The organism is Hongsoonwoonella zoysiae (assembly GCF_013266695.1).
Classification (GTDB): domain Bacteria; phylum Pseudomonadota; class Alphaproteobacteria; order Rhizobiales; family Stappiaceae; genus Hongsoonwoonella; species Hongsoonwoonella zoysiae.
In genome coordinates this window covers 405,635-427,383 of record NZ_JABRXF010000003.1, presented here as the reverse complement: position 1 = coordinate 427,383, position 21,749 = coordinate 405,635, and the positions used below count along the sequence as shown (strand labels likewise).

The 21,749-nt window shown below is 59.7% G+C and carries 16 protein-coding genes, 1 tRNA gene and 1 riboswitch; of the genes, 11 read left to right on the top strand and 6 right to left on the bottom strand.

The features are described 5' to 3' along the window. The first annotated feature begins 280 nt into the window (after positions 1-280). The 5 genes from HPQ64_RS18350 to HPQ64_RS18330 all read left to right on the top strand — a co-directional run bounded on the left by HPQ64_RS18350 (position 281) and on the right by HPQ64_RS18330 (position 8,556). A complete protein-coding gene (locus HPQ64_RS18350) occupies positions 281-1,480 on the top strand; it encodes an aspartate aminotransferase family protein (protein WP_172890079.1) in 1,200 nt (399 codons plus the stop codon). After that, positions 1,477-2,418: an ornithine carbamoyltransferase gene (gene argF, locus HPQ64_RS18345; RefSeq protein WP_172890078.1), complete on the top strand. Its 942-nt coding sequence runs from the start codon at positions 1,477-1,479 to the stop codon at positions 2,416-2,418. The genes HPQ64_RS18350 and argF overlap by 4 nt, the downstream gene beginning before the upstream one ends. Next, a complete protein-coding gene (locus tag HPQ64_RS18340; protein WP_172890077.1) occupies positions 2,415-3,422 on the top strand; it encodes an Hsp33 family molecular chaperone in 1,008 nt (335 codons plus the stop codon). The genes argF and HPQ64_RS18340 overlap by 4 nt, the downstream gene beginning before the upstream one ends. A 305-nt stretch (positions 3,423-3,727) precedes the next feature. Continuing rightward, a complete protein-coding gene (locus tag HPQ64_RS18335; protein ID WP_172890076.1) occupies positions 3,728-5,158 on the top strand; it encodes an efflux RND transporter periplasmic adaptor subunit in 1,431 nt (476 codons plus the stop codon). Next, the gene (locus HPQ64_RS18330) at positions 5,158-8,556 is read left to right on the top strand and encodes an efflux RND transporter permease subunit (RefSeq protein WP_172890075.1); all 3,399 of its coding nucleotides are present in this window, start codon (positions 5,158-5,160) and stop codon (positions 8,554-8,556) included. Before HPQ64_RS18335 ends, HPQ64_RS18330 begins: the two co-directional genes overlap by 1 nt. 114 nt (positions 8,557-8,670) lie before the next feature. Here the strand turns inward: HPQ64_RS18330 and HPQ64_RS18325 are convergent, their stop codons facing one another. Together HPQ64_RS18325 and HPQ64_RS18320 are read right to left on the bottom strand one after the other, a co-directional pair. Continuing rightward, positions 8,671-9,321 (bottom strand): alpha/beta family hydrolase, encoded by a 651-nt coding sequence (locus HPQ64_RS18325; protein ID WP_172890074.1) that lies wholly within the window; start codon positions 9,319-9,321, stop codon positions 8,671-8,673. Between the two features lie 22 nt (positions 9,322-9,343). Next, positions 9,344-10,252, bottom strand: a complete 909-nt coding sequence (locus HPQ64_RS18320) for a transporter substrate-binding domain-containing protein (RefSeq protein WP_210260364.1) — start codon at positions 10,250-10,252, stop codon at positions 9,344-9,346. A 572-nt stretch (positions 10,253-10,824) separates the two neighbouring features. Between HPQ64_RS18320 and HPQ64_RS18315 the strand changes: the two genes are divergently transcribed. Next, positions 10,825-12,324 carry a glycosyltransferase family 2 protein gene (locus tag HPQ64_RS18315; RefSeq protein ID WP_172890073.1) on the top strand — a complete coding sequence of 500 codons (1,500 nt, stop codon included), beginning with the start codon at positions 10,825-10,827 and terminating at the stop codon, positions 12,322-12,324. Here the strand turns inward: HPQ64_RS18315 and HPQ64_RS18310 are convergent. Next, a tRNA-Gly gene (locus tag HPQ64_RS18310) sits at positions 12,313-12,386 on the bottom strand. The two genes, HPQ64_RS18315 and HPQ64_RS18310, sit on opposite strands and share 12 nt — an antisense overlap. Before the next feature lie 155 nt (positions 12,387-12,541). Between HPQ64_RS18310 and HPQ64_RS18305 the strand changes: the two genes are divergently transcribed. After that, positions 12,542-13,339 (top strand): ion transporter, encoded by a 798-nt coding sequence (locus HPQ64_RS18305; RefSeq protein WP_172890072.1) that lies wholly within the window; start codon positions 12,542-12,544, stop codon positions 13,337-13,339. On the opposite strand, the gene HPQ64_RS18300 is transcribed toward HPQ64_RS18305, so the two are convergent. Both HPQ64_RS18300 and HPQ64_RS18295 read right to left on the bottom strand, forming a co-directional pair. Further along, positions 13,336-13,890 (bottom strand): YigZ family protein, encoded by a 555-nt coding sequence (locus tag HPQ64_RS18300; protein WP_172890071.1) that lies wholly within the window; start codon positions 13,888-13,890, stop codon positions 13,336-13,338. The genes HPQ64_RS18305 and HPQ64_RS18300 overlap by 4 nt on opposite strands. Before the next feature lie 54 nt (positions 13,891-13,944). Then, positions 13,945-15,042 (bottom strand): 2'-deoxycytidine 5'-triphosphate deaminase, encoded by a 1,098-nt coding sequence (locus HPQ64_RS18295; protein ID WP_172890070.1) that lies wholly within the window; start codon positions 15,040-15,042, stop codon positions 13,945-13,947. Between the two features lie 333 nt (positions 15,043-15,375). Between HPQ64_RS18295 and HPQ64_RS18290 the strand changes: the two genes are divergently transcribed. The 3 genes from HPQ64_RS18290 (at position 15,376) to HPQ64_RS18280 (ending at position 20,091) form a co-directional block, all read left to right on the top strand. Further along, on the top strand, positions 15,376-16,419 hold the full coding sequence (locus tag HPQ64_RS18290) for a FecR domain-containing protein (RefSeq protein ID WP_172890069.1): 1,044 nt from the start codon (positions 15,376-15,378) through the stop codon (positions 16,417-16,419). Between the two features lie 19 nt (positions 16,420-16,438). After that, positions 16,439-18,664 carry a CHASE2 domain-containing protein gene (locus tag HPQ64_RS18285; protein ID WP_172890068.1) on the top strand — a complete coding sequence of 742 codons (2,226 nt, stop codon included), beginning with the start codon at positions 16,439-16,441 and terminating at the stop codon, positions 18,662-18,664. Positions 18,665-18,762: 98 nt separating this feature from the next. Further along, a riboswitch (SAM riboswitch) is annotated at positions 18,763-18,842 on the top strand. Positions 18,843-18,876: 34 nt separating this feature from the next. After that, positions 18,877-20,091 (top strand): O-succinylhomoserine sulfhydrylase, encoded by a 1,215-nt coding sequence (locus tag HPQ64_RS18280; protein ID WP_172890067.1) that lies wholly within the window; start codon positions 18,877-18,879, stop codon positions 20,089-20,091. A gap of 12 nt (positions 20,092-20,103) precedes the next feature. Here the strand turns inward: HPQ64_RS18280 and HPQ64_RS18275 are convergent, their stop codons facing one another. Continuing rightward, positions 20,104-20,712: a CDP-alcohol phosphatidyltransferase family protein gene (locus HPQ64_RS18275; protein WP_172890066.1), complete on the bottom strand. Its 609-nt coding sequence runs from the start codon at positions 20,710-20,712 to the stop codon at positions 20,104-20,106. A 398-nt stretch (positions 20,713-21,110) separates the two neighbouring features. Here HPQ64_RS18275 and apaG point away from each other — a divergent pair, with 398 nt between their 5' ends. Further along, positions 21,111-21,503: a Co2+/Mg2+ efflux protein ApaG gene (gene apaG / locus HPQ64_RS18270; RefSeq protein WP_172890065.1), complete on the top strand. Its 393-nt coding sequence runs from the start codon at positions 21,111-21,113 to the stop codon at positions 21,501-21,503. Positions 21,504-21,749: the final 246 nt, after the last annotated feature.

Below are 21,749 nucleotides of genomic sequence, written 5' to 3'. Positions count from 1 at the left end.
ATCTCGCGATACTGGCGGAAACTGGCCGTTTGATTTGACAGGACAGCCCCCTGACGGTGTATATAGACGTTCCAGACGCCGTGCCGCCTTTACGAGGCGGCACGTGTCGTTTGGGGCAGGCGTTTGCGATGCGTTTCGAAGATCGCGAATGAACTGGCCCCTCACCGTCCCAAATTGGGGGCGATGGTGTCAATTTCTGCCAGCTTCTTGAAATATATCCATGATCTGCGTCCGTCAGTGTCCGGACGCGATATGGCGATCGAACCTGCGAGGAAGAGGAATGTCCGCGTCGCCGCTCTATCAGACCTATGCACGCTCCGAACTGGCGTTCGAGCGGGGGGATGGTGTCTGGCTCACTACCGTCGACGGACGACGATTTCTCGATTGCGCGGCCGGCATTGCCGTGAATTCGCTTGGCCATTCGCATCCCCATCTTGTCGAGGCGCTCAAAGAGCAGGCGGAGAAGCTCTGGCATGTCTCGAACGTCTATACGATCCCGGGCCAGGAAAGGCTTGGCCAGCGGCTGATTGATGCGACGTTCGCCGACCGGGTTTTCTTCACGAATTCGGGCGCCGAGGCGAACGAAGCCGCCATTAAGACCGCGCGCAAGTATTTCCACGCCAGGGGCGAGAGCGGGCGCTATCAGCTCATCACTTTCGAAGGGGCCTTCCACGGGCGCACGCTCGCGACGATTGCCGCCGGCGGCCAGGAAAAATATCTGGAAGGGTTCGGGCCGAAAACGCCCGGCTTCGTTCAGGTCCCGTTCGGCGACCTGGATGCGGTGAAGGCTGCAATCGGGCCGGAGACGGCGGGCATTTTTGTCGAACCTATTCAAGGCGAGGGCGGGATCAATGTCCTGCCGACGGAAACCTTGCGTGCGCTGCGTGAGATCTGCGACGAAAACGGCCTGCTTCTGGTGCTTGATGAAATCCAGTCGGGCGTCGGGCGCACGGGCAAGTTCTTCGCCCATGAATGGGCGGGTATCGAGCCCGACATCATGTCGGTCGCGAAAGGTATCGGCGGCGGCTTTCCTTTCGGCGCGTGCCTTGCGACGGAGGAGGCCGCTTCCGGGATGGTCGTCGGCACACATGGAACCACATATGGCGGCAATCCGCTGGCGATGGCCGTTGGCAATGCCGTCCTGGACGTTCTTCTCGCCGATGGTTTCCTCGAAGAAGTGCAGCGTAAGGGGCTGTTGATGAAGCAGAAACTTGCCGCGCTTGTCGATACGCATCCGGCGGTGTTCGAGGAGGTTCGCGGAAAGGGGCTTCACATCGGCATCAAATGCAAGGTGGCGAACGCTGAAGTCCTGGCGGAAATGAGGGCCAACGGACTTCTTTCCGTCGGTGCCGGCGAGAATGTGCTGCGTATCATGCCGCCGCTTACAATCACCGACGACGAGATTGAGGAAGCAGTGTCGCGCATTGGCAAGGCAGCGAGAGCTGTTCAGGAAAAAGCGGGGAAGGGGGCTGCCGAATGAGTTCGACAAGGCTTCGGCATTTCCTCGACCTTACCGAAATGGAAGCGGACGAGCTTCGCGCGATACTGGACGGTAGCCGCCGCATCAAGGACGCGCGGGGCGATATCCGAATTATTCGGGGCGAAGGTCTGCTTGCCGGCAAGGTGCTTGCCATGGTGTTCGAGCAGCCGTCCACCCGCACGCGTATTTCGTTCGATATCGGCATGCGTGAGCTGGGCGGAGAAACGGTGATGCTGACCGGCGCCGAAATGCAGCTTGGGCGGGGTGAAACCCTTGCCGATACGGCGCGAGTGCTTTCGCGATATGTGGATGCGATCATGATCCGCATTCTCGGCAGCGACGATCTGGAGGAACTGGCCGAAGCTGCGACGGTGCCTGTCATCAACGGGCTGACCAAGCGCTCGCATCCCTGCCAGATCATGGCCGACGTCATGACTTTCGAGGAGAAAAAAGGCTCGATCAAGGGCCGCACGGTTGCCTGGACGGGAGACAGCAACAATGTGCTGACTTCATGGATCCATGCTTCGGCCAAGCTCGGGTTTGCGATCAATATCGCGACCCCGCCAGAACTCAAGCCGAACGCGGAACTGGTTGATACCGCTCGCTCCATGGGCGCGGAAATCAGCCTTACCGACGACCCCTTCGCTGCGGTGAAGGGCGTGGACTGCGTCGTCACCGACTGCTGGGTATCCATGGGAGACGGGGACGAAGGACGCCGTCACAATTTGCTGAAGGCCTATCAGGTCAACGAGCAGTTGATGGCGGAAGCCGACAAGGACGCTATATTCATGCATTGCCTGCCCGCCCATCGCGGTGAGGAAGTGACATCCGAAGTCATGGACGGCCCCCAGTCGGTCGTCTTCGATGAAGCCGAAAACAGATTGCATGCCCAAAAGGGCATCCTAGCCTGGTGTTTTGACGCTCTGCCCACATCATGAAGATCGTACAGGAATTGAAAGACCGGGGCATTGCCCCGGCCGGCAACGATGCCGTTCTGCCCTATGCCGTGGAGCCGCTCGACGTACGCGGCCGCGCGGTGTTCCTTGGCCCCTCTCTCGACAGGATGCTCGACCGGCACGACTACCCCGTGTCCGTATCGCGCCTCCTTGCCGAGGCGGTGACGCTCGTCACTCTGCTTGGCACGTCGCTCAAGTTTGATGGCAGGTTCACGCTGCAGACCCAGACCGACGGTCCGGTGTCCATGCTTGTGGTCGACTTCGAAACGCCGGACGGGCTCCGTGCCTGCGCGAAGTTCGATGCCGATGCTGTTGCCGCAGCCGAAAGGGAAGGGCGCAGCGACGCGCCGTCGTTGCTGGGCAAGGGACATCTGGCGATGACGGTCGACCAGGGCGCGAACATGCAGCTCTATCAGGGCATCGTCGAGTTGAACGGGATCGGCCTTGAGGAGGTGGCGCACCGCTATTTCCTGCAGTCGGAACAGATCCCGACCGTGGTTCGCCTTGCTGTCGCCGAAATCTTGGACCGGCAGGAAGGTAGCGCGCCGAAACACCGTTGGCGTGCGGGCGGCGTACTCGCACAGTTCCTGCCCGAAGCACCCGAGCGCATGCGCGTGCCGGACCTCCATCCGGGCGACGCTCCGGATGGGGCCGACATACATGAGGTCGATGAGGATGATGCCTGGGTGGAAGCGCGCACTTTGGTGGAAACGCTCAAGGATGAGGAACTGACCGACCCTGAGCTTACCGTCGAGCAGATCCTGTTTCGCCTGTTTCATGAACGTGGGGTACGGATTTTCACGCCACAGGCTGTCGAGGACCGGTGCCGCTGCTCGCGAGAACGCGTAGAGGGCATGCTGCGCAGTTTCACCGAAGAGGAAATCCGCGACATGACGAAAGAGGAAAACCGGATCGAGGTGACCTGCGAATTCTGCAGCTCGCAATATGACTTCGATGCCGGGAATATCCTTGCGGACGTCAACTGATCGACCGATGAAACGCCCCTTCGCATGATTGCAAGAAAGAGCCGCCGTCCCTCCGGGGCGGCGGCGGTTTTTCTTTGGCGACATTTTGATACAGGAATATTGTTGCGCTGCAACGCGGCTTACGTCTTCTAATCCTCGAGGGAATTCCCGTTCCTTCCCGAAATTGCGGCTCGTCAATCCGTTCGGCGGGAAATGCCCTATAACTTAAGAGCATATTGAATCTGGAGCGGTTTCCGGTCGTGAAAACGCCTCGGCTTTCGTGGAATGGGCTCCGGATCAATGCGGCCGAGCGGACAGTGACGTGAATGTTGAAGCAGTTGCAGGACGAACGGACTGAAGAAGGGCGGGCGGTTTCTCTCGAGCGGCACGAGGCTGAAGCCCCTCGCCGTACGGGCCGACTTGTGCTCGTCTTCAAGGCGCTGCTCCAGACGCTGCTCGTCGCCGCAATCCTTTTCGGCGCCTATCAGGGAATGCGTTATTTCATCCTGACGAAACCGGATGTGCCCCAGCGGGAACGGCGGGAGACGGAATACGTCGTCGATATGGCCCCGGTCCAGATCGCCGACCATGCCCCGGTGCTAAACCTCTACGGGGAAATCGTGGCCGCGCGTACTGTTGATCTGAGGGCGCTCGTGGCAGGCGAGATCGTCTACAACTCCGAAAACCTCAAGGCGGGCGGCTTTGTCGCCAAGGGGGAGGAACTCGTACGCATAGACCGGTTCGATTATGAGGGTGCGCTGGTCGAAGCGAAGGCCAATCTTGCCGAAGCGCGTGCGCGTCAGGTCGAAAACCAGGGCCTCATCGCAACGGAACGGGACAACCTGGAGCGGGCACAGGAACAGCTGGAGTTCGCCCGCAAGGATTTCGACAGGGCGAAACAACTTCTTGAAAGTGGCGCGTTGACGCAACGTACCGTCGAAGAGCGCGAACTTCTGCTCTCACAGCGCAGGCAGGCCGTGGAACAGAGGCGCAACGCGGTGGCGGTAGCCGAGGCCAAGGTGGAACAGCAGGCTGCCGCCTTAGATCGGCTTGAATGGCGCGTGCGGGAAGCTGAGCGAAACCTTGCCGATACGGTGTTGAAAGCGCCATTCGGCGGGATCGTGCGCACCGAAGCTGCGGGCGTCGGCCGGCTCGTCGGCGTCAACGACGTCGTGGCCACGCTCTACGATCGGGACGACCTGGAAGTTCGGCTGACGCTGTCGGACAATCAATATGGCCGTATTGTCGCCGACGCCGGCACGGTGATCGGGCGCCCGGTAAAGGTCGTCTGGTATATCGGCCGCGAGCCTGTCGTCTATCGGGCGACCATCGATCGTGTTGGTGCCGATGTCGCGCTCGCGCGCGGCGGCGTGGATGCCTACGCGAAAGTAACGATGGAAGATGGCAAGACGCCGCTAAGACCCGGCGCTTTCGTGGAGGCCAGGCTCGCGGATCAGACCTATCATGACACCGCCCGCATTCCCGAAGCCGCCCTTTACGGTGCGGACCATGTCTTTGTCGTCGTGGACGGCAGGACAGAGCGCCGGGACGTCGAGGTGCTTGCCTTCGACGAATCCCATCTAATCGTCAAAGGCGACCTTCGGGATGGTGATGTGATCGTCGCCACGCGCATTGCCGAGGCGGGGGAAGGGCTGAAGGTCGTCGACCAGAACAATGCTGCGCGTGGCCGCGAAGACCGCCGGGTCGGCGGGGAGACTGCCGCCCGTTCGCCTGAGCAGGGCGAAGGAGCTGAGTGATGGCAACGCGCGGGCTGCGCCCTGTTGGTCTCATCGGCCGTTTCATCCGGCACCCGAACGCCGCCAACCTCGTCATGGCGATGATGATCCTCTTCGGAGCATTTGCGATCGCCAAGCTCAACACTGAATTCTTTCCACAGATCGTGACCGACCGTATCAACGTCTCGGTCAGTTGGCCGGGTGCCAGCGCGGAAGACGTTGAAAACAACATTCTCCAGGCGGTTGAACCGGAGTTGCGCTTCATCGACAACGTCAAGGAGATCACTTCCTATGCGCGCGAGGGAGTGGCCTCGGTCCGTCTTGAGTTCATTGACGGCGCGGATATGCAAAAGGCGCTATCGGATGTCGATCAGGCGATTTCCGGCATCACGACGCTGCCCGAAGATTCCGAAGTTCCCGTCGTTTCGGTCTCCAACTGGTTCGACAGCGTGGCAAGGGTGGCCCTGCGCGGGCCGTTTTCGGAGGATGCGCTGAAAGCCTTTGCCCGCCAGATACGCGACGGGTTGATCGACCGGGGCATCGACAAGGTGGAGTTTTCGGGCTTTCGCGACACGGAATATGTTGCGCTCTTGCCGGAACGCGAACTGAGGCGCCTTGACCTGACGATCGCCGATGTCGCCGAAAAGATCGCCCAGAACACGCGCGATCTGCCCTCCGGTGATATAAAAGGCGGTGTCGAGCGGCAGATCAGGGCCGTTGCCGATACCACCTCGCCGCAGGCGATCGCGAAGATCGACATCAAGACCTTTCCAACCGGCGAAAAAATCCGTATCGGCGATATCGGCAAGGTGGAAAAGCAGTTCGACGAGGCTCAGGCGCAAGGGTTTTCCGACGGCCTGCGTGCGGTCGAGTTGACCGTTCAGCGCTCGGCCAGCGCCGATACGTTGAAGACGAACCAGATCCTCGACGAATATCTGACGGAGATAGCGCCGCAACTGCCGCAGAGCCTGGAACTGGTGAAATACGAGGTCCGCGCCGACCTGCTCAACGACAGGATCATGCTGCTCGTTGAAAACGGTCTGAGCGGGCTGATCCTCGTCGTGCTGATACTTTTCGCCTTCTTGAACGCGCGTATCGCGTTCTGGGTGGCGGCCGGCATACCTGTGGCCGTCTTGGCGACAATCGGCATCCTCTGGGTCATGGGCGAGACGATCAACATGATCTCGCTCTTCGCACTCATCATGACGCTTGGCATCATCGTGGACGATGCCATCGTCGTCGGCGAACATACGGCGACGCGAAGCGCAATGGGCGACACGCCGGTCACGGCCGCGGAAAACGGGGCGGGGCGGATGATCATGCCCGTCACTGCGGCAAGCCTGACCACGGTCGCCGCCTTTCTGCCGATCCTGTTGATCGGAGATGCCATCGGCCAGATCATGGGGGTGCTGCCGCTCGTCGTTGTCGCCGTGGTGATCGCAAGTCTCGTCGAATGTTTCTTTGTCCTGCCGGGTCATCTCGCCAGTTCGCTTGCCGGGCGTCCTTCGTGGAACTGGTGGCGGGTGATCATGATCGCCGGCGCGCCTTCCCTTTTCATCATCGCGCTTGCCGGCCGACCGGATATCGCCGTCCCGCCCTATCTCGACTGGTTGGCCGTGCCCGCCCGCTCCTGGCGCGAGGCGCTCGGCGAAATTGCCTTTGATGCCGGCGTGATTGGCGCGTTCTTTCTCATGGCCCTGGCCCTCGAAGCAGCCCTGTCCTTGCGGCGGCGTGCCGAAGCAGGCCGGGGTGTTGTCGATCATCCAGGCCTCTTCCGTCGCAATTTCGATGCAGCTTTCGGCTGGTTCCGGGATCGTCCGTTCAAGGGCGTCGTCACGCTTGCCTTCAACTGGCGTTATGTCACGGTGGCGCTGGTCATCGGTTCGCTGATCATCTGCGCTGGGCTCGTTCGCGGCGGGCGCGTCGGCTTTGTGTTCTTTCCCTCGCCGGAAGCGGAGAACATCACAGCCACGATCTACTTCAATCCCGGTATCGACGAGCAGGATTCCATCGATGCGCTCAAGGCGATCGAAGGTGCCCTGCGCGACGCCGAAAGCGCACTGACGGAAGGACGCGACGAGCCGCTGGTGGTCGCTTCCTTCGCAACGCTGGGCCAGGCCGGGTTCAACCGTGGCGATAACGTCGCCGGGATCGATGTTCAACTCACGGCGTCGGAATACAGGACGGTGCGTACGCCGGAAATCGTCAAGGCGTGGCGCAGAAAGGTGCCGCCTATCGCCGGCGTCAGCCGCCTTTCGATCTACGAGCGGCGCGGCGGCCCGCCCGGACGCGATCTCGATATCCGCCTGCTGGACGCAGCGCCTGAGGTTCTGAAAGCGGCGGCGCTGGAAGTGCAGGAACTTCTGAGCGAATACCCGGGCGTTTCAGGCGTGTCGGATGATCTTGCCCACGGCAAACCCGAACTCGTCATGGAACTGACGCAACGTGGGCGGGCGTTGGGCTTCACGGTCGAAAGCGCGGCGCGCCAGATACGCAATGCATTCGAAGGAGCTGTTCCCCGTCGTTTTGCGCGAGGTGAGGAAGAGATCACGATCCGCGTTCAGCAGATGCAGGAGAAGGCCGGCGCAAGCATGCTGCGAGACCTCTCATTGAAGGCGCCGAACGGCGAATTCGTGCCGTTGAGCGAGGTCGTAACGCTTTCCGACCGGCAGGGATTTTCCGTCATTCAGCGCCGCGATGGCAAAACGACGGTAAGCGTGACCGCGGATGTCGATCGCGAGGTGACTTCGAACATCGAAATCGTGCGCGACCTTTCGTCAGGCAAGATCCAGGCTGTCGCGGACAAATACGGCATTGGCTACAAGTTTTCGGGCCGCGAAGAAGAGCGGGAGGATGCTTTCGCGGATTTGCAACTCGGTACGATTGCGGCCCTCGTCGCCATTTACCTGATCCTTGCCGCGATCTTCGCAAGCTATTCGCGCCCGCTCGCCGTCATGGCGATCATTCCGTTCGGCGTCGTCGGCGCGATCGGCGGGCATTACCTCATGGGTTTCGATCTGACGATCCTGAGCATGATCGGGCTTCTCGGCCTGGCCGGCATTCTCGTCAATGATTCCATCATCCTGGTCGCGCGAACCGACGAGCGGCTGGCCGAAGGCGAGAATATTGCCCAGGCTGCCATCGGCGCGTCGCAAGACAGGTTACGGGCGGTTCTTCTGACGTCGTTGACGACAATCGGCGGGTTGATGCCGCTTCTTTTCGAGAGGAGCCTGCAGGCGCAATTCCTGATGCCGATGGCGATTACGATTGTGTTCGGCCTTGCCTCGGCGACCGTTTTGGTCCTCATTCTCGTGCCGGTGCTGATGGGTATCGGCGCCGACATTGCCGGTCTTTTCACGCTGAAACCGCAACGCGTGCAAGACGTGTCGTCGGCGCGCGACATCACACCCGCCGAATAACCAGAGCATATCCCGCCAAATCTGAGTCGGACTTCGCGACAAGGATATGCTCAAGATATTGATCGTGGAGCGAATTCCGATCACGAAAGCGCCCCCGCTTTCTTGGAAAGCGCTCTAACCCTTGCGGATGATCCCTTGTGCGAACTCGCCTGCCTTTCGGGCTGCGAGTTCGATGTTGCCTTCCCATGTGGCCGGCGATTTGCCGCGCGGCCCGAAATCGTGGTTGCCGTCCTCAAGCCAATCGATGCCGATCAGATCGGGCAGGGCAATCGCCCTGATTTCTTCCTTGCTGCCGAACGGATCGCGCTCTCCTTGCAGGATGAGCGCCGGCCTCCGGTTTTCCTGCAAGGGTTCAAGGCGCCATTGATCCGGTTTTCCCGTCGGGTGGAACGGATAGCCGAGGCATATAAGCCCGCTGACCCGTTTCGGACAGGAAGTGCTGCCGCAAAGCATCGCGGCAACTCTCCCGCCCATCGATTTACCACCGATCAGGATCTGCCCCTCGGTATCCGCCAACAGGTCCTGGACCGCACGCTGATATTCCGGCACGAGCTTTTCGGCGCGTGGGGGAGGGGCTTCCTTGCCGCCGCTTCGCCGGGCGGCCATGTAAGCGAATTCGAAGCGGGCTGTCAGAATGCCCTTCTCGGCCGCGGCCTCGCAAAAGCGGTTCATGAAGGCGCTGTCCATGGCCGCGCCGGCCCCGTGGGCAAGCAAAAGCGTGGAAACGGGCGCACTTTGAGGGCGCGTCCATAGAAAGTCTGTCATCCGGACCGGTCCTGATTTTTGGTCAATAGAAGCTGATGGGGAAATAGCGCAGGTAAAGCTCGGAATAGGTTCCCTTGGCCTGAAGGCGGCGCAAGGCATCGTCGATGGCACGCTGGCGCAATACGTCGTCAGCCCGAAAGGCGATAGCGAGGCCCCGGTCGAAATAGCCCGGTTCCAGCCATGGTCCGCCGGCAAACTCGCAACAGTCCCGCGAGGCGGCTCCATTCAGCCAGAACGACAGTGACAGCCCGTCGCCGAAATAGACCTTTGCCTTGCCTTCCATAAGTGCTGCGCGCGCTTCCTCGCGCGTTTCATATGTGGTGATATCCGACAGTGTGAAGAAGCGCTGGAGAAACCTTTCGTGCACGGTGCCCGCGACCACAGCGATCGTTTCTCCGTCGAGCTCTTCGGGGATTGCAAGCACCTCTTCACCGCGCCGTGCGACGAAACGAGCGGGCAGTCCGACGTAAGTATCCGAAAAGCGCATGGTCTTGAGGTTGGCCTCGGTCGGTGCGAGGCCCGCGATTATAGCGTCGCCTTCTTCGCGCATAAGCGCGGGAATCAGTGCGTCGAAAGATTTGATGCGCATGGAGCATGCGCTGTTCAACTCCTCGCATATCGCGCGCGCAAGGTCGATATTGAAGCCGGTCAGACGGCCCGTCGAGTCGCGAAAGGAAAAGGGCGGATAATCGTCGGTCGCCAGAAATTGGATTGTCTCCGGCGGGACGCCCGTTTCTTCCGTCGTGGCCCTGGGATCCCAGAAATTCGGCGGAACGGGAAAGTCTCCCGAAGTTTGAGCGAGACTCCGGTTCGCGACCATGAGTATTGAAAGCGTGCAAATGCACGCATAGAGTGACAGCGTAAGGATTGCCGATACCACGGGAGAAATGCGCGTTTTTCCAGATCGCCCAAGATAACCTGCGGATTCCATCCGATCGTTTCGGGTGGAAGCCCGACCGGTCGGGAGTTTAAGAAGCATTGCGATTTGATCCGGACCTGTTCACTAGCGAGCGCACATTATCACGAAATTCCGGTACCGGAATCGAAGATGGCACCGGGAGGGTTCACGCCGAAAGGCATACGGCGCGAGAGCAGCGCATTCACCCGGATCTGGCCTGCCTTGTCAGACGTGGCTTCAGCGGCGTTCTCGCATCACACGCGTATGCGGCATCCGTGCGATCGAAGCTCGCACCGGCCCGTATTCTTCTTGATGGCGGTTATATTTCTCAAGAAGCCTGGTGCAGCGTGGCAGCGGAATTGTGCGGGGTGCCTTTTCTCCCCGCGGGCACGTTCAGCGTGCGTGGAATAGGGGACCCGGTTCGAGGAAAAATCGATAGGCTGACCGGTCCTTTGGCGCTTGGCAAGCGGATTGACGGAGCGGAAAAGCTGGTCGTCGTTCCATCGCCGGAATGCTTGCCGGCCCTTTTGAAGTTTTTCAATAAATACGAACCCCTTCGCCATCAGGTTTGTTTCGCCAGCCGGGATGGAATCGAATCTGCAGTAATGGAGTCCGATCCGGCGCTCCGGCTCAAAGTTCGGCATCCTGAATTCTCCGCCAGCATCAGGCTGTCGCCCGAACAGAGCTGGTTTTACGGTGTCGCAGCAGCGTTCACAGCCGCCGGGATGACCGTTCCGCCGGAGATATTGGCTCTTTTCACCTCGGTCGTGACTACGGGAAGCAGTATCGCGCTCGCCACCGCGCGCACCGCATCCGCACTATCCGCAAGACCACCGCTAAAACCGTCCTCGCGCTTGCCGGATGAACTGCTGCCGTTCTACTCGGTACTGGTCCCGCTGCACCGCGAGGAGGCCGTGGCGGGTTCACTCGTCGACGCTCTTTCGCGGCTCGACTATCCGGTTGCCCGTAGGGAAATCCTATTTCTTCTGGAAGAGGATGATGTAAAAACCCGTCGCGCGGTTCAACGACAGCTTGGCGCCGGGATGCGTCTCATCGTCGTGCCCGACGGTATTCCGCGCTCCAAGCCCCGCGCATTGACACATGGGCTTGCGCAAGCAAGAGGCGAACTCGTCACCATATTCGACGGCGAAGACCGACCTGGGCCAGAACAACTGCGGATGGCCGCCAGCGCCTTTGCCGAACTTCCAGCGGAAGTGGCGGCCCTTCAGGCTCAACTTGCCGTCGATCATGTCGACAACCGGTTTCTGGTCCGTCAGTTCGCGCTTGAATATGCGGCGCTCTTCGATCGCTTTCTGCCGTGGCTGGCCGCGCGAGGCTGGCCAATTCCACTTGGAGGTACGTCAAATCATTTTCGCCGCGAAGCGCTGGAGCGGGTTGGAGGGTGGGATCCCTTCAACATGACAGAGGATGCGGACCTCGGCATCCGGCTTTGCCGGCATGGCTACCGCCTGGAGGTTCTGGACAGCACCACGTTCGAGGAAGCGCCGCTGACCTGGCGTGTCTGGCACGGACAGAGGACGCGCTGGCTGAAGGGATGGCTGCAAACCCTTATGGTTTCCTTTCGCGATCCGCCGAGGCTGGCGGGAGACCTGGACCAGCCGGGGCTGATCGTCATACTGGTCTATTTCGCCTCGATCATCATGACGCTGGCGCTTCATCCGATCTTCGTATTGATCGTCGGGTTGCACCTGTCCGGCCTCGCCGCCTATCCGCTACGGGGAAGTCTGGCGGGAGATTGCATCGTAGCTCTTGCCGCCGGCGGGCTTTCGATGAGTTATGCAGGTTCTCTTCTGGGGATGATTTCGGGGGGCGCCAGGCGTGGCATCAGGCTTCGGCCTCGCGATGTGATGGGAATCCCCGTCTATTGGCTTTTGCAGAGCTTCGCTTTCTATCACGCGGTGTTCGAATTCATCCGTCGCCCTCACCATTGGCAGAAAACGCCGCATGGCCTTGCCAAACGGCCGGGAATGAACGGTGTGAAAAACGGAGAACCGCCTCTCAGTGAAGCAATGACCGCACGAACAAGACGGCAAGCGAAGCATTGGATGCCGAGAAAAATATGGAGAGGGGTTTGGAGCGGGTGAAGGGAATCGAACCCTCGTCGTAAGCTTGGGAAGCTTCTGCTCTACCATTGAGCTACACCCGCGAAGCAGTGCTTATATCGCGGTGCTTCGCAGCTTCTGTCAAGCCGGATCGCACCGTCGACCTAAAGCAGATCGGAAGAACATAAACTTCGCTTGAATTTGTGCCCCCCGATGCCACCTTTCACGCGTCTCGCTCACGCGAAAGGAAAGGCGGATCATGCGCGGTAGGCTCCAGGAACTCATTCGGTCGAAAAAATGGGAGATGACGATCGTCACGGTGATCGTCATAAACGCCATCACGCTCGGGCTTGAGACCAGTGAGACGGCCATGCGTTACGCGGGCGGCATTCTCGTGTTCATAGACAGGCTGGCACTTGCCGTATTCGTGGTTGAAATTGCCTTGCGGATTTATGCCTTCCGCCTGTCGTTCTTTCGCGGCGCGTGGAATATTTTCGACTTCGTGATCGTCGGACTTGCGCTGCTGCCGGCCTCAGGTCCGCTAACCGTGTTGCGGGCACTCAGGATATTGCGTGTCCTGCGTCTGATATCGGTTGTGCCGTCACTGCGACGCGTCATCGGAGGCCTTGTCGCCGCCCTGCCGGGCATGGGGTCTATCATCCTGCTGCTGACCCTTGTCTTCTATGTTTTCGGCGTCATGGCGACGAAGCTTTACGGTGCCAGTTTCCCGGAATGGTTCGGTACTCTCGGCGGATCGGTCTACACGCTCTTCCAAATCATGACGCTTGAGAGCTGGTCGATGGGCATTGTGCGGCCAGTGATGGAAAAGCATCCGATGGCCTGGGCCTTCTTCGTGCCCTTCATCCTTTCCACCGCGTTCACCGTCCTGAACCTGTTCATCGGTGTTATCGTGTCCGCGATGCAAAAGGAGCATGACGAACTGGCCGAGGCCGACCGCCAGGCAATTCACGACGAAACAGGGATCGTGCTTGAGGAAGTAAGGGCTCTGCGCCGTGAACTCGAAGAGCTTCGCAAGGAGCAGCAGGCGAGATACTAATCGCCGAGACTTTCCAGAACGCCTTCCTCGCCTGACACAGCCAGGCTTACACCTGTTTCGGTGAAACGGCGGTCTTCGATGGCAACCCCTGCCACGGCAAGTCGCTTTTCAAGTTCGCCCATCTCCTCGAAGGTGGCGTGCACGACCTTTTTCGCCTGCCTGACGAAGGGCCTGAGGTTAGCTGCGTCAATCGCCAGCGTGGTAGCGCCTGAATAGGCTCTCGAAAGGCCGCCGCCACCAAGTTTCGTACCGCCGAAATACCGCACGACAATTACGCCCGCCTCTATGATGTTCGCTCCGGTCAGAACCTTCAGGCACGGCATGCCGGAGGTGCCCGCCGGTTCGCCGTCGTCCTTCGCACTTTCCGCGATGTGCCCGGACTCGTCGAAATGGCGAAAGGCGGTAACGAAATGGTTTGCCTTACGGTGTTCCGCCCGCAGGTCAGCAAGGCGTGCTTCGAATATGCCGATCGGAACGAAGTGGGCGATGAAGCGCGAGCGCCGGTCTTCCAACTCGCCGGTACTTTCGCCTTCAGGCACCAACAGCTTCATGGAGCTTTTCTCCCCGGAAGCGGTGGCCCGCTAATGTGTGACATTCTTCGATGTTCAGACGTTGGCCTTGAAGTGCTTGGAAAGTTTCAGCGCCTGACCCTGGTAGTTCGAGCCGATACCCTCGCCATAAAGCGTTTCCGGACGCTCGGTCATACGTTCGTAAACGAGACGGCCGACCGTCTGGCCGTGTTCGACGATAAAGGGCACCTCGCGCGACCTTACCTCCAGCACCGCGCGGGATCCTGTACCGCCTGCACCCGTGTGCCCGAATCCGGGGTCGAAGAAGCCGGCGTAATGCACGCGGAATTCGCCGACCAACGGGTCAAACGGCACCATCTCGGCTGCAAACATCGGCGGAACGTGAACCGCCTCCCTCGATACCAGGATGTAAAACTCATTTGGATCGAGCACGAGCCAGGGCTTGTCGCGGTTTACGATCGGTTCCCAAAAATCGAGCGGGTGCTGCGCGGCCTTGGCATCGATGTTGATGACGCTGGTGTGCCGTTTCGCCCGGTAGCCGATGAGGCTGCCTGTCGCTTCCCCCTTCAGGTCGATCGTCAGTTGCACGCCGCCGCCGATCAGCTCGTCGCCGCCGGTGACGAGCGTGTGTTCGTCGTGGACCGTCGCAAGCTCCGCATCGCTTACCATCGGGTCGCCGCGGCGAAAGCGGATCTGCGACAGCCGGGAGCCTTCGCGCACCAGAACCGGAAAGGTTCTCGGGCTGATTTCGGCGTAAAGCCTGCCCTTGTAGCCGGCGGGTATTGTATCGAACGCACGGCCCTCATCCGTGATCACGCGTGTGAAAACATCGAGCCGGCCGGTCGAGCTTTTCGGATTGGTCGTGGCGGAGATATCCTGCGGCAGCGCGAGGCTCTCCTGCAGCGGCACGATGTAGACACAGCCGGTTTCGAGTACGGCGCCATGCGACAGGTCGAATTCATGCAGTTTGAGGGCGTCGAGCTTTTCTTCCACCGACGTTCGGCCCGGCAGGAAAGACGCGCGCACCCTATAGGCGAGCGGGCCGAGCCTCAGGTCGAGGCTGGCGGGCTGTATCTGATCGGAATCCGGCTCCCGCCCTGCCGCGACCGCGCCATCCGCGAAAAGCTCTCTAAGGCTTTGTGCCGGTAGTATTCCGTTCTTCGCGGCAATCATTTTCTATTTGCCCGCCCGTCGTGCGTCTACAGGTTTCAGCTCCGTCATTAGCGCATGCCGGGCGGAAGGGGAAGCGGTTCGGACATTCGTATTTTCGCAGGTTGCAGGTCGTCATTCCGCCGCTCAACAATCGCAAATGATATCGCTAAGAAAATATTACTTTTAATTTGAGATGCATTATGTAAAATTTGAAAAAATAATATCTCAATCAAGAAAAATTCTGGTCCCATCTTCACAGGGAAGGGTAAGGGCGTGTATCTGCCCGGTAGTATCTTCCAAAAAGTCGGCGGCATATTGTGCGCCCTGCTGCTTGTTGCATGGACAGGCGGCGCGGTGTCAGCGCAACCTGTAGCCGGCAAGGCCGTCGACAGCAAACCGGCGGCCCGCAAGATCAATTCGGAAGTTTCGGTGGTCATCGTCACCGGAACGGCCGTTACGACAGGGGACCGAATAACGACGGATGCGGCCGGGCTTGTGCATCTCGTATTCAGCGACGAGACGAAGCTGGTCGTCGGGCCGCGTTCATCGCTCTTGATTGAATCCTATCTTCTGCGCTCCAAAAGCCGGGCGAACAATTTCACTATTCGCGCACTCGGCGGCTCGTTCCGTATGTTTACGGGAAAGAGCAGCAAAAAAGCCTATAAAATCAAAACGCCGACTGCCACAATTGGCGTGCGTGGGACGACTTTCGACCTTTCCGTCCAACGAAATGGTGCAACGCGGGTCGTGCTCTTCGACGGTGCGGCTACAGTGTGCGGCAATAACGGCCGCTGCGAGGTGCTGAACCGGCCATGTGCAATGGCGGAAGCGTCGCCGCGACGGAACGTGCGCCTGCTGGAAGATGAGCGGACGAAGGTCGCCCGGGTCAGGCGTGATTTTCCCTTTATCGTTTCGCAGCGGCCCCTGCAGCGCGGTTTTCGTGTTTCCCTGCGCGGCTGCCCGGATCAAAGAACCGCTCCGGAAAAACACGACCCGGCGCCACGTCTGCGTCAGATCAACGACCGCGTCATCGTCGTTCCTCCGGCCGAGGTGCCTGAACCCGGCTTTGTCGAAGTGCCTGCCGAAGTGCTCGATCGCCCCGCCCCGGTGCTTGACCCGGGCCCCGCTCCGGTGCTTGACCCTGGCCCCGCCCCAGTGCTTGACCCGGGTCCTGCCCCGGTACTGGATCCTATTTCCTCAGAAACGCGCGATCCCGGCGGGGGAGGCGGCACAAACGCCGAAGCCGGGGACTCTACGGGCAACGCGCGGGAATCCTCGCAAGGAGGGGGAGGAGTTTCCGGGGGCGATAGCGCAGGCGCGGGCAACACAGGAGAAAGCACCGCTTCGGGGGGAACAGGCGACGCAGATGGTGCAGCCGGTTCCGCGTCCGGCAACTGAACGGCGATGAGCCGGACGAATGCTGCAGCGGTTTACAATTCTGGCACTTTTCTTCGGACTGATCTGCATCGCGGTGCTGGCGCTCGTTCGCATCGCCGATCCCTTCTTCGTGAGGGCGGTCCGGGAGACGGCGTTCGATCAGTTCCAGCGCCTCTCGCCGCGGCCAACCGGCGACGCCCCGGTGCGCGTGGTTGACATCGATGAGGCCTCGCTTCGTGCATACGGCCAATGGCCCTGGCCACGCTCGCGTCTGGCGGAGCTGACGGAGCGGTTGGGGCAGATGGGGGCGGCGGCGATCGCCTTCGACATGCTGTTCGCCGAGCCCGACCGCCTTTCGCCCGCGACAATGCTTCGCGATCCCGCTTTCACAAGGCTGATGCCGCCACGCGAAATCCAGCGTCTCATGAGCGAGATCGATGATAACGATCGCGCTTTTTCAGAAATGCTTTCGATGACGCCTTCGGTCCTCGGCTTTGCGCGTGTCGATGCCGAGGAAGGAGGCAAACCGCCAGTCAAGACGGGGTTTGCATATACCGGCGTGGACCCGGCGCCCGCCTTGCCGAAACTGCCGTCCGTGGCCACCAACCTTTGGATATTGGATCAGGCGGCGGCCGGTATCGGCAGCATCAGCCTGTCGCCAACGGAATCCGTCTCCGTCGTGCGCAAAGTTCCTCTTCTTTGGACGGATGGAACGGATCTCTTCCCCAGCCTTGCCGTTGAGGCTTTGCGCGTCGCAAGTGGGGTTTCCACCCTTCTTGTCAATGCGGTGGAGAGCGAAGGAACGATCGTCCAGTCCTTGCGGATCGGGGATTTCGAGATCCCGACGGCACCGGACGGAACCGTATGGGTGCGCTTTGGCATCGACGACCCGGGTCGGTATGTATCGGCTGCCGACGTTCTGGCCGATGAGGTGGACCAGGCGATTGTCGACAGGATTGCGGGCAATATCGTCCTGGTGGGTACTTCGGCGATCGGACTTTACGATATTCGCGCAACGCCCATAGGCGAAAACGTACCGGGCGTTTCCGTGCACGCGCAATTCCTCGAACAGGTCATGGCAAGCGACTATCTGATCCGCTCGGACTGGGTCGGCGGCGTCGAGCTTGCCGGCTTCGTTTTAGTGGCGTTTTTCGTGCTGGTCATGACGATGGCCGCAGGCCCCGTGGTCGCCTTCCTGTCCGGTGGCTTGGCCGCGGGCGCGATTGCCATTGCTTCCTGGATCGCCTTTCAGAATTACGGCGTGCTGCTGGACCCCACATTTCCGATGACCGGGGGGTTCATTATCTTTCTGGCCGCGACGTCATTCCGTTTTCTCGTGGCCGACCGGCAGAAGAGGCAGATCAGGCGCGCATTCTCGCAGTATGTCGCGCCTGCCATCCTCGATCAGATCGAAAGACAGCCGGAAACATTGGTGCTCGGTGGAGAAACACGTGAAGTAACGGTGATGTTCGCTGATATTCGGGATTTCACGACCCTTGGAGAAATGCTCGCGCCGGACGATATCATCCAGTTCCTGAATACCCTTCTGGGAGCTCTAAGCGGGGAAATCACGTCTGAGCGCGGAACGATAGACAAGTATCTTGGCGATTCCGTCATGGCGTTCTGGAATGCCCCAGTCGCCGATCCCGAGCATGAGCTTCATGCCTGCCGGGCAGCGCTGAAAATGCGCAGTGCGCTGGTCCGCTTCAACAGAACTGACGGGCAAGAGCAGCCACAGCGCTGGCGCAAGGGGCTGCCCGATGTCCGCATCGGCATCGGTATGGCGACCGGCCTGGCTTGCGTCGGTAACATGGGATCGCAGTCGCGGTTCGATTATTCGGTCGTGGGGGATACGGTGAATGTCGCCTCTCGCGTCGAGACCGCTTCGAAGCTCATCGGCTTTGACATCGTTCTTGCTGCTTCTACCGCGGCGGGTGCAAAGGGTTTGGCGTTTCTTGAGGCCGGTCGTATCGCGGTCAAGGGGCGGCACGACCTTGTTTCGACCCATATCCTTCTAGGCGATGAACAACTGGCGGAATCGGCGTGTTTCCGTCAGCTGGCGCAAGCGCACTCAGCGCTGATGGACGCTCTTCGGACGGGTGCGGCCGATATGCGCGAGCAACTGCGCATTTGCAAGGACGCTGCCGCGGAAATCCCCGTTCCACTCGAAGCCTTCTATGAACGTATCCCCGGCCGGCGGCAGGATTTCGTTCAGCCGGTAACGCCGACGACAATGGTTGAACGCGCGGATCGCGTTTCGGGTTAATCGTCTCGATATCAAGTAAAATCCGTCCGCAAGGCTACACACTCTCGCGATCGCCGCAGGCGGAGCGTTGACGGGGAAGCGGGCTTGGCGTATGACGCTTTCCGTCCCGTGGTGATTTGAGCCGGCCGGCTTGCAGCCACGTTAAACAAGTCGCTAAAAAGGCCGGGTGTGCACAACCCCGGCTCACGGCCGGGGTTTTTGCATTTCTGGAGATGAAGCTTATGACACAGGATCTCGACCCGACCGACGCCCAAGACTGGAAACCGGCCACAATGCTGGTACACGGCGGGACGACACGTTCGATGTTCGGGGAAACGTCGGAGGCCATGTTTCTGACGCAAGGCTTCGTCTACGAGACCGCCGAGCTTGCGGAAGGCCGCTTCAATGGCGAGGAGCCCGGCTTCGTCTATTCGCGATACGCGAACCCTACGGTCGCCATGTTCGAAAAGCGCATCGCAGCGCTTGAGGGCGCGGAAGCCGCGCGCGGTACGGCAAGCGGCATGGCCGCCGTCAACTTGGCGCTCATGGCCTGCTGCAGGGCGGGCGATCATGTCGTTGCGTCCAAGGCGCTTTTCGGCTCCTGCCGGTTCATTGTGGAAACTCTTTTGCCGCGATTCGGCGTGGAATCGACCCTTGTCGACGGAACCGACATCGAACAGTGGAAGCAGGCGGTCCGGCCCAACACCGCCGCTTTTTTCCTCGAAAGCCCGACCAATCCGACCCTTGAGGTGATCGACATTCAGGCGGTCGCCGATATTGCCCACTCGGCTGGCGCAAGGCTGATCGTGGACAATGTATTCGCAACGCCGCTTTGGCAATCGCCTCTCAAGTTCGGCGCCGATGTCGTCGTCTATTCCGCGACAAAACATATTGACGGGCAGGGGCGATGCCTTGGCGGTGTCGTCCTGTCCGACGAGGAATGGATCGCCGACGAGGTGATGCCCTTCGTTAAACATTCCGGACCGCATATGAGCCCGTTCAACGCCTGGGTCATGCTTAAGGGGCTTGAAACGCTGCCGCTGCGCGTGGAACGCCAGACGGCTACGGCGAAATATCTGGCCGATGAGCTGGCCGGCCATTCCGCGGTCACGCGCATGATCTATCCCGGGCGCGAGGATCATCCGCAGGCCGAGGTAGTGAAGCGTCAGATGAAGGCCGGCTCCACCATGATCGCCTTCGAGGTCAAGGGCGGCAAGGAAGGGGCGTTTTCCATGCTGAACGCCCTGCGGCTTGTGAAGCTGTCCAACAACCTGGGCGATGCCAAGAGCCTGATCACCCATCCGGCGACGACCACGCATCAGTCGATCGGCGAAGATGCGCGTGCGGAGCTCGATATTTCGGATGGCCTGTTGCGTTTGTCCGTAGGCTTGGAGGATGCCGGAGACCTGCTGGAGGATCTGACGCGGGCGCTCGACCGCGCGGGCTGAAAGCGGCTTCTTTCAACCTCGCAGCATTTGCGATACGAGTATCAGCCGGGATAGGGCGGAGATGACGCATATCCCGGCAAATCCCCATGCGATTACCGGGAACCAATCCGGAAACAGGCACATTGCGGTGAAGACGGCGATCGTCTCCGCGCCTTCGGCAAGCCCACCAAAATAATAGAGCGATTTAGCGCCCTGGATGTCCGTGCTCATGCCGCGCTTTTCGGCCATGATCGCGAAACCGAGGAACGTTGCGCCGTTCATGTAAAAGGCGAGCAGCAAGGCCGCCGCCGCATAGGCGTTCGTGAGTGGGTTATGAACCGCGAAGGCGAAGGGCACCGCGCCGTAAAAGAAAAAATCCAGCACGATATCCAGATAGCCGCCGAGGTCGGTCTTTTGGGTTGCCCGGGCGACTGCGCCGTCCAGCCCGTCTGCGAGCCTGTTCAGTCCGATCAGCGGGAGTGCGGCGAACCAATATCCGGTTGCAATTGAAACCGCCGCCGCAAGCCCACTGACAAAGCCCGCAATCGTGACAGAGTTCGCGCCGACGCCCGATCTGGCAAGGCGAATGCCCACAGCATTCAGTGGCGGGTCGATGATGCGGCGAAGCCTGGCGTCGAACATTCATGGCCTTTCATCGTCTGGCTGCATGCTCTTGGCCTATTCCGTCGCCGGGCGCAACTCACCGGCTATCGAGTTCCCCGTCAAGTGCGGCGAGATTGGGTGAGAACGTACTGAGTATTCGCTGTTTTTACGAGGGTTGAGCAGTTCCTCTAAAAATTGCATACTTAAAATATGCCATTTAAAGACGTTACTTTGTCGAAGAAAATGACGTTTGTATTTGGTGTGATTTATATACATGCAACTTTGGGGAAGAATACAATCTAGGTGAATTTGTAACTTATTTTTTGCGTTCACAATTCTCATTTTCCGCGAAAATTTGCATTAACAGCAAGAGGGTCGTGCGGTACATATAACGGCATTTCTGAATGGAATAGTAGTCAAGTGGGCAGAATCGATCGATGTATAAGTCTGTTACACGCAATATTCAGGTGACTGTCGAGCCGTATTATATCGCGGAAGAGTCCGATCCGGACGACAAGCATTTTTTCTGGGCCTATTCCGTCGAGATCGTGAATCTGGGTGAGGAGACTGTCCAACTCAGGAGGCGTTATTGGAAGATTACGGACGCGAACGGGCAGGTCAACGAGGTTAGTGGGGCTGGTGTTGTGGGGGAACAGCCGATCATCCGTCCGGGTGAACGCTACGAATATACCTCCGGCTGTCCTTTGACGACGGCCTCCGGCATCATGTCTGGCTCCTACCAGATGCAATCGGATTCGGGCGAGTTCTTCAATGTTACCGTTCCCGCCTTTTCTCTCGACAAGCCGGATGCGCGGCGTGTCATAAATTGAACTGGCGCATGTTATAAACCAAGGGTAGAAACCTTCTGTATACTGGGGTTGAAGAGGCTATTCTGATTAGCCGATTTTTTGCCGGTAAGGGTGTCCAGGAAATAAAGTATTCATTTGTTTCATGTTCAATCGCCTTCAACGATAAAAATCGAAGGCGTCAATTGTTGCGATGGCTCGTGCCGGGAACAAACATAAGCGCGAAATACTTTCGCAGCGTAAAGTGATGGGCGCGGTAGCGGATCTGCA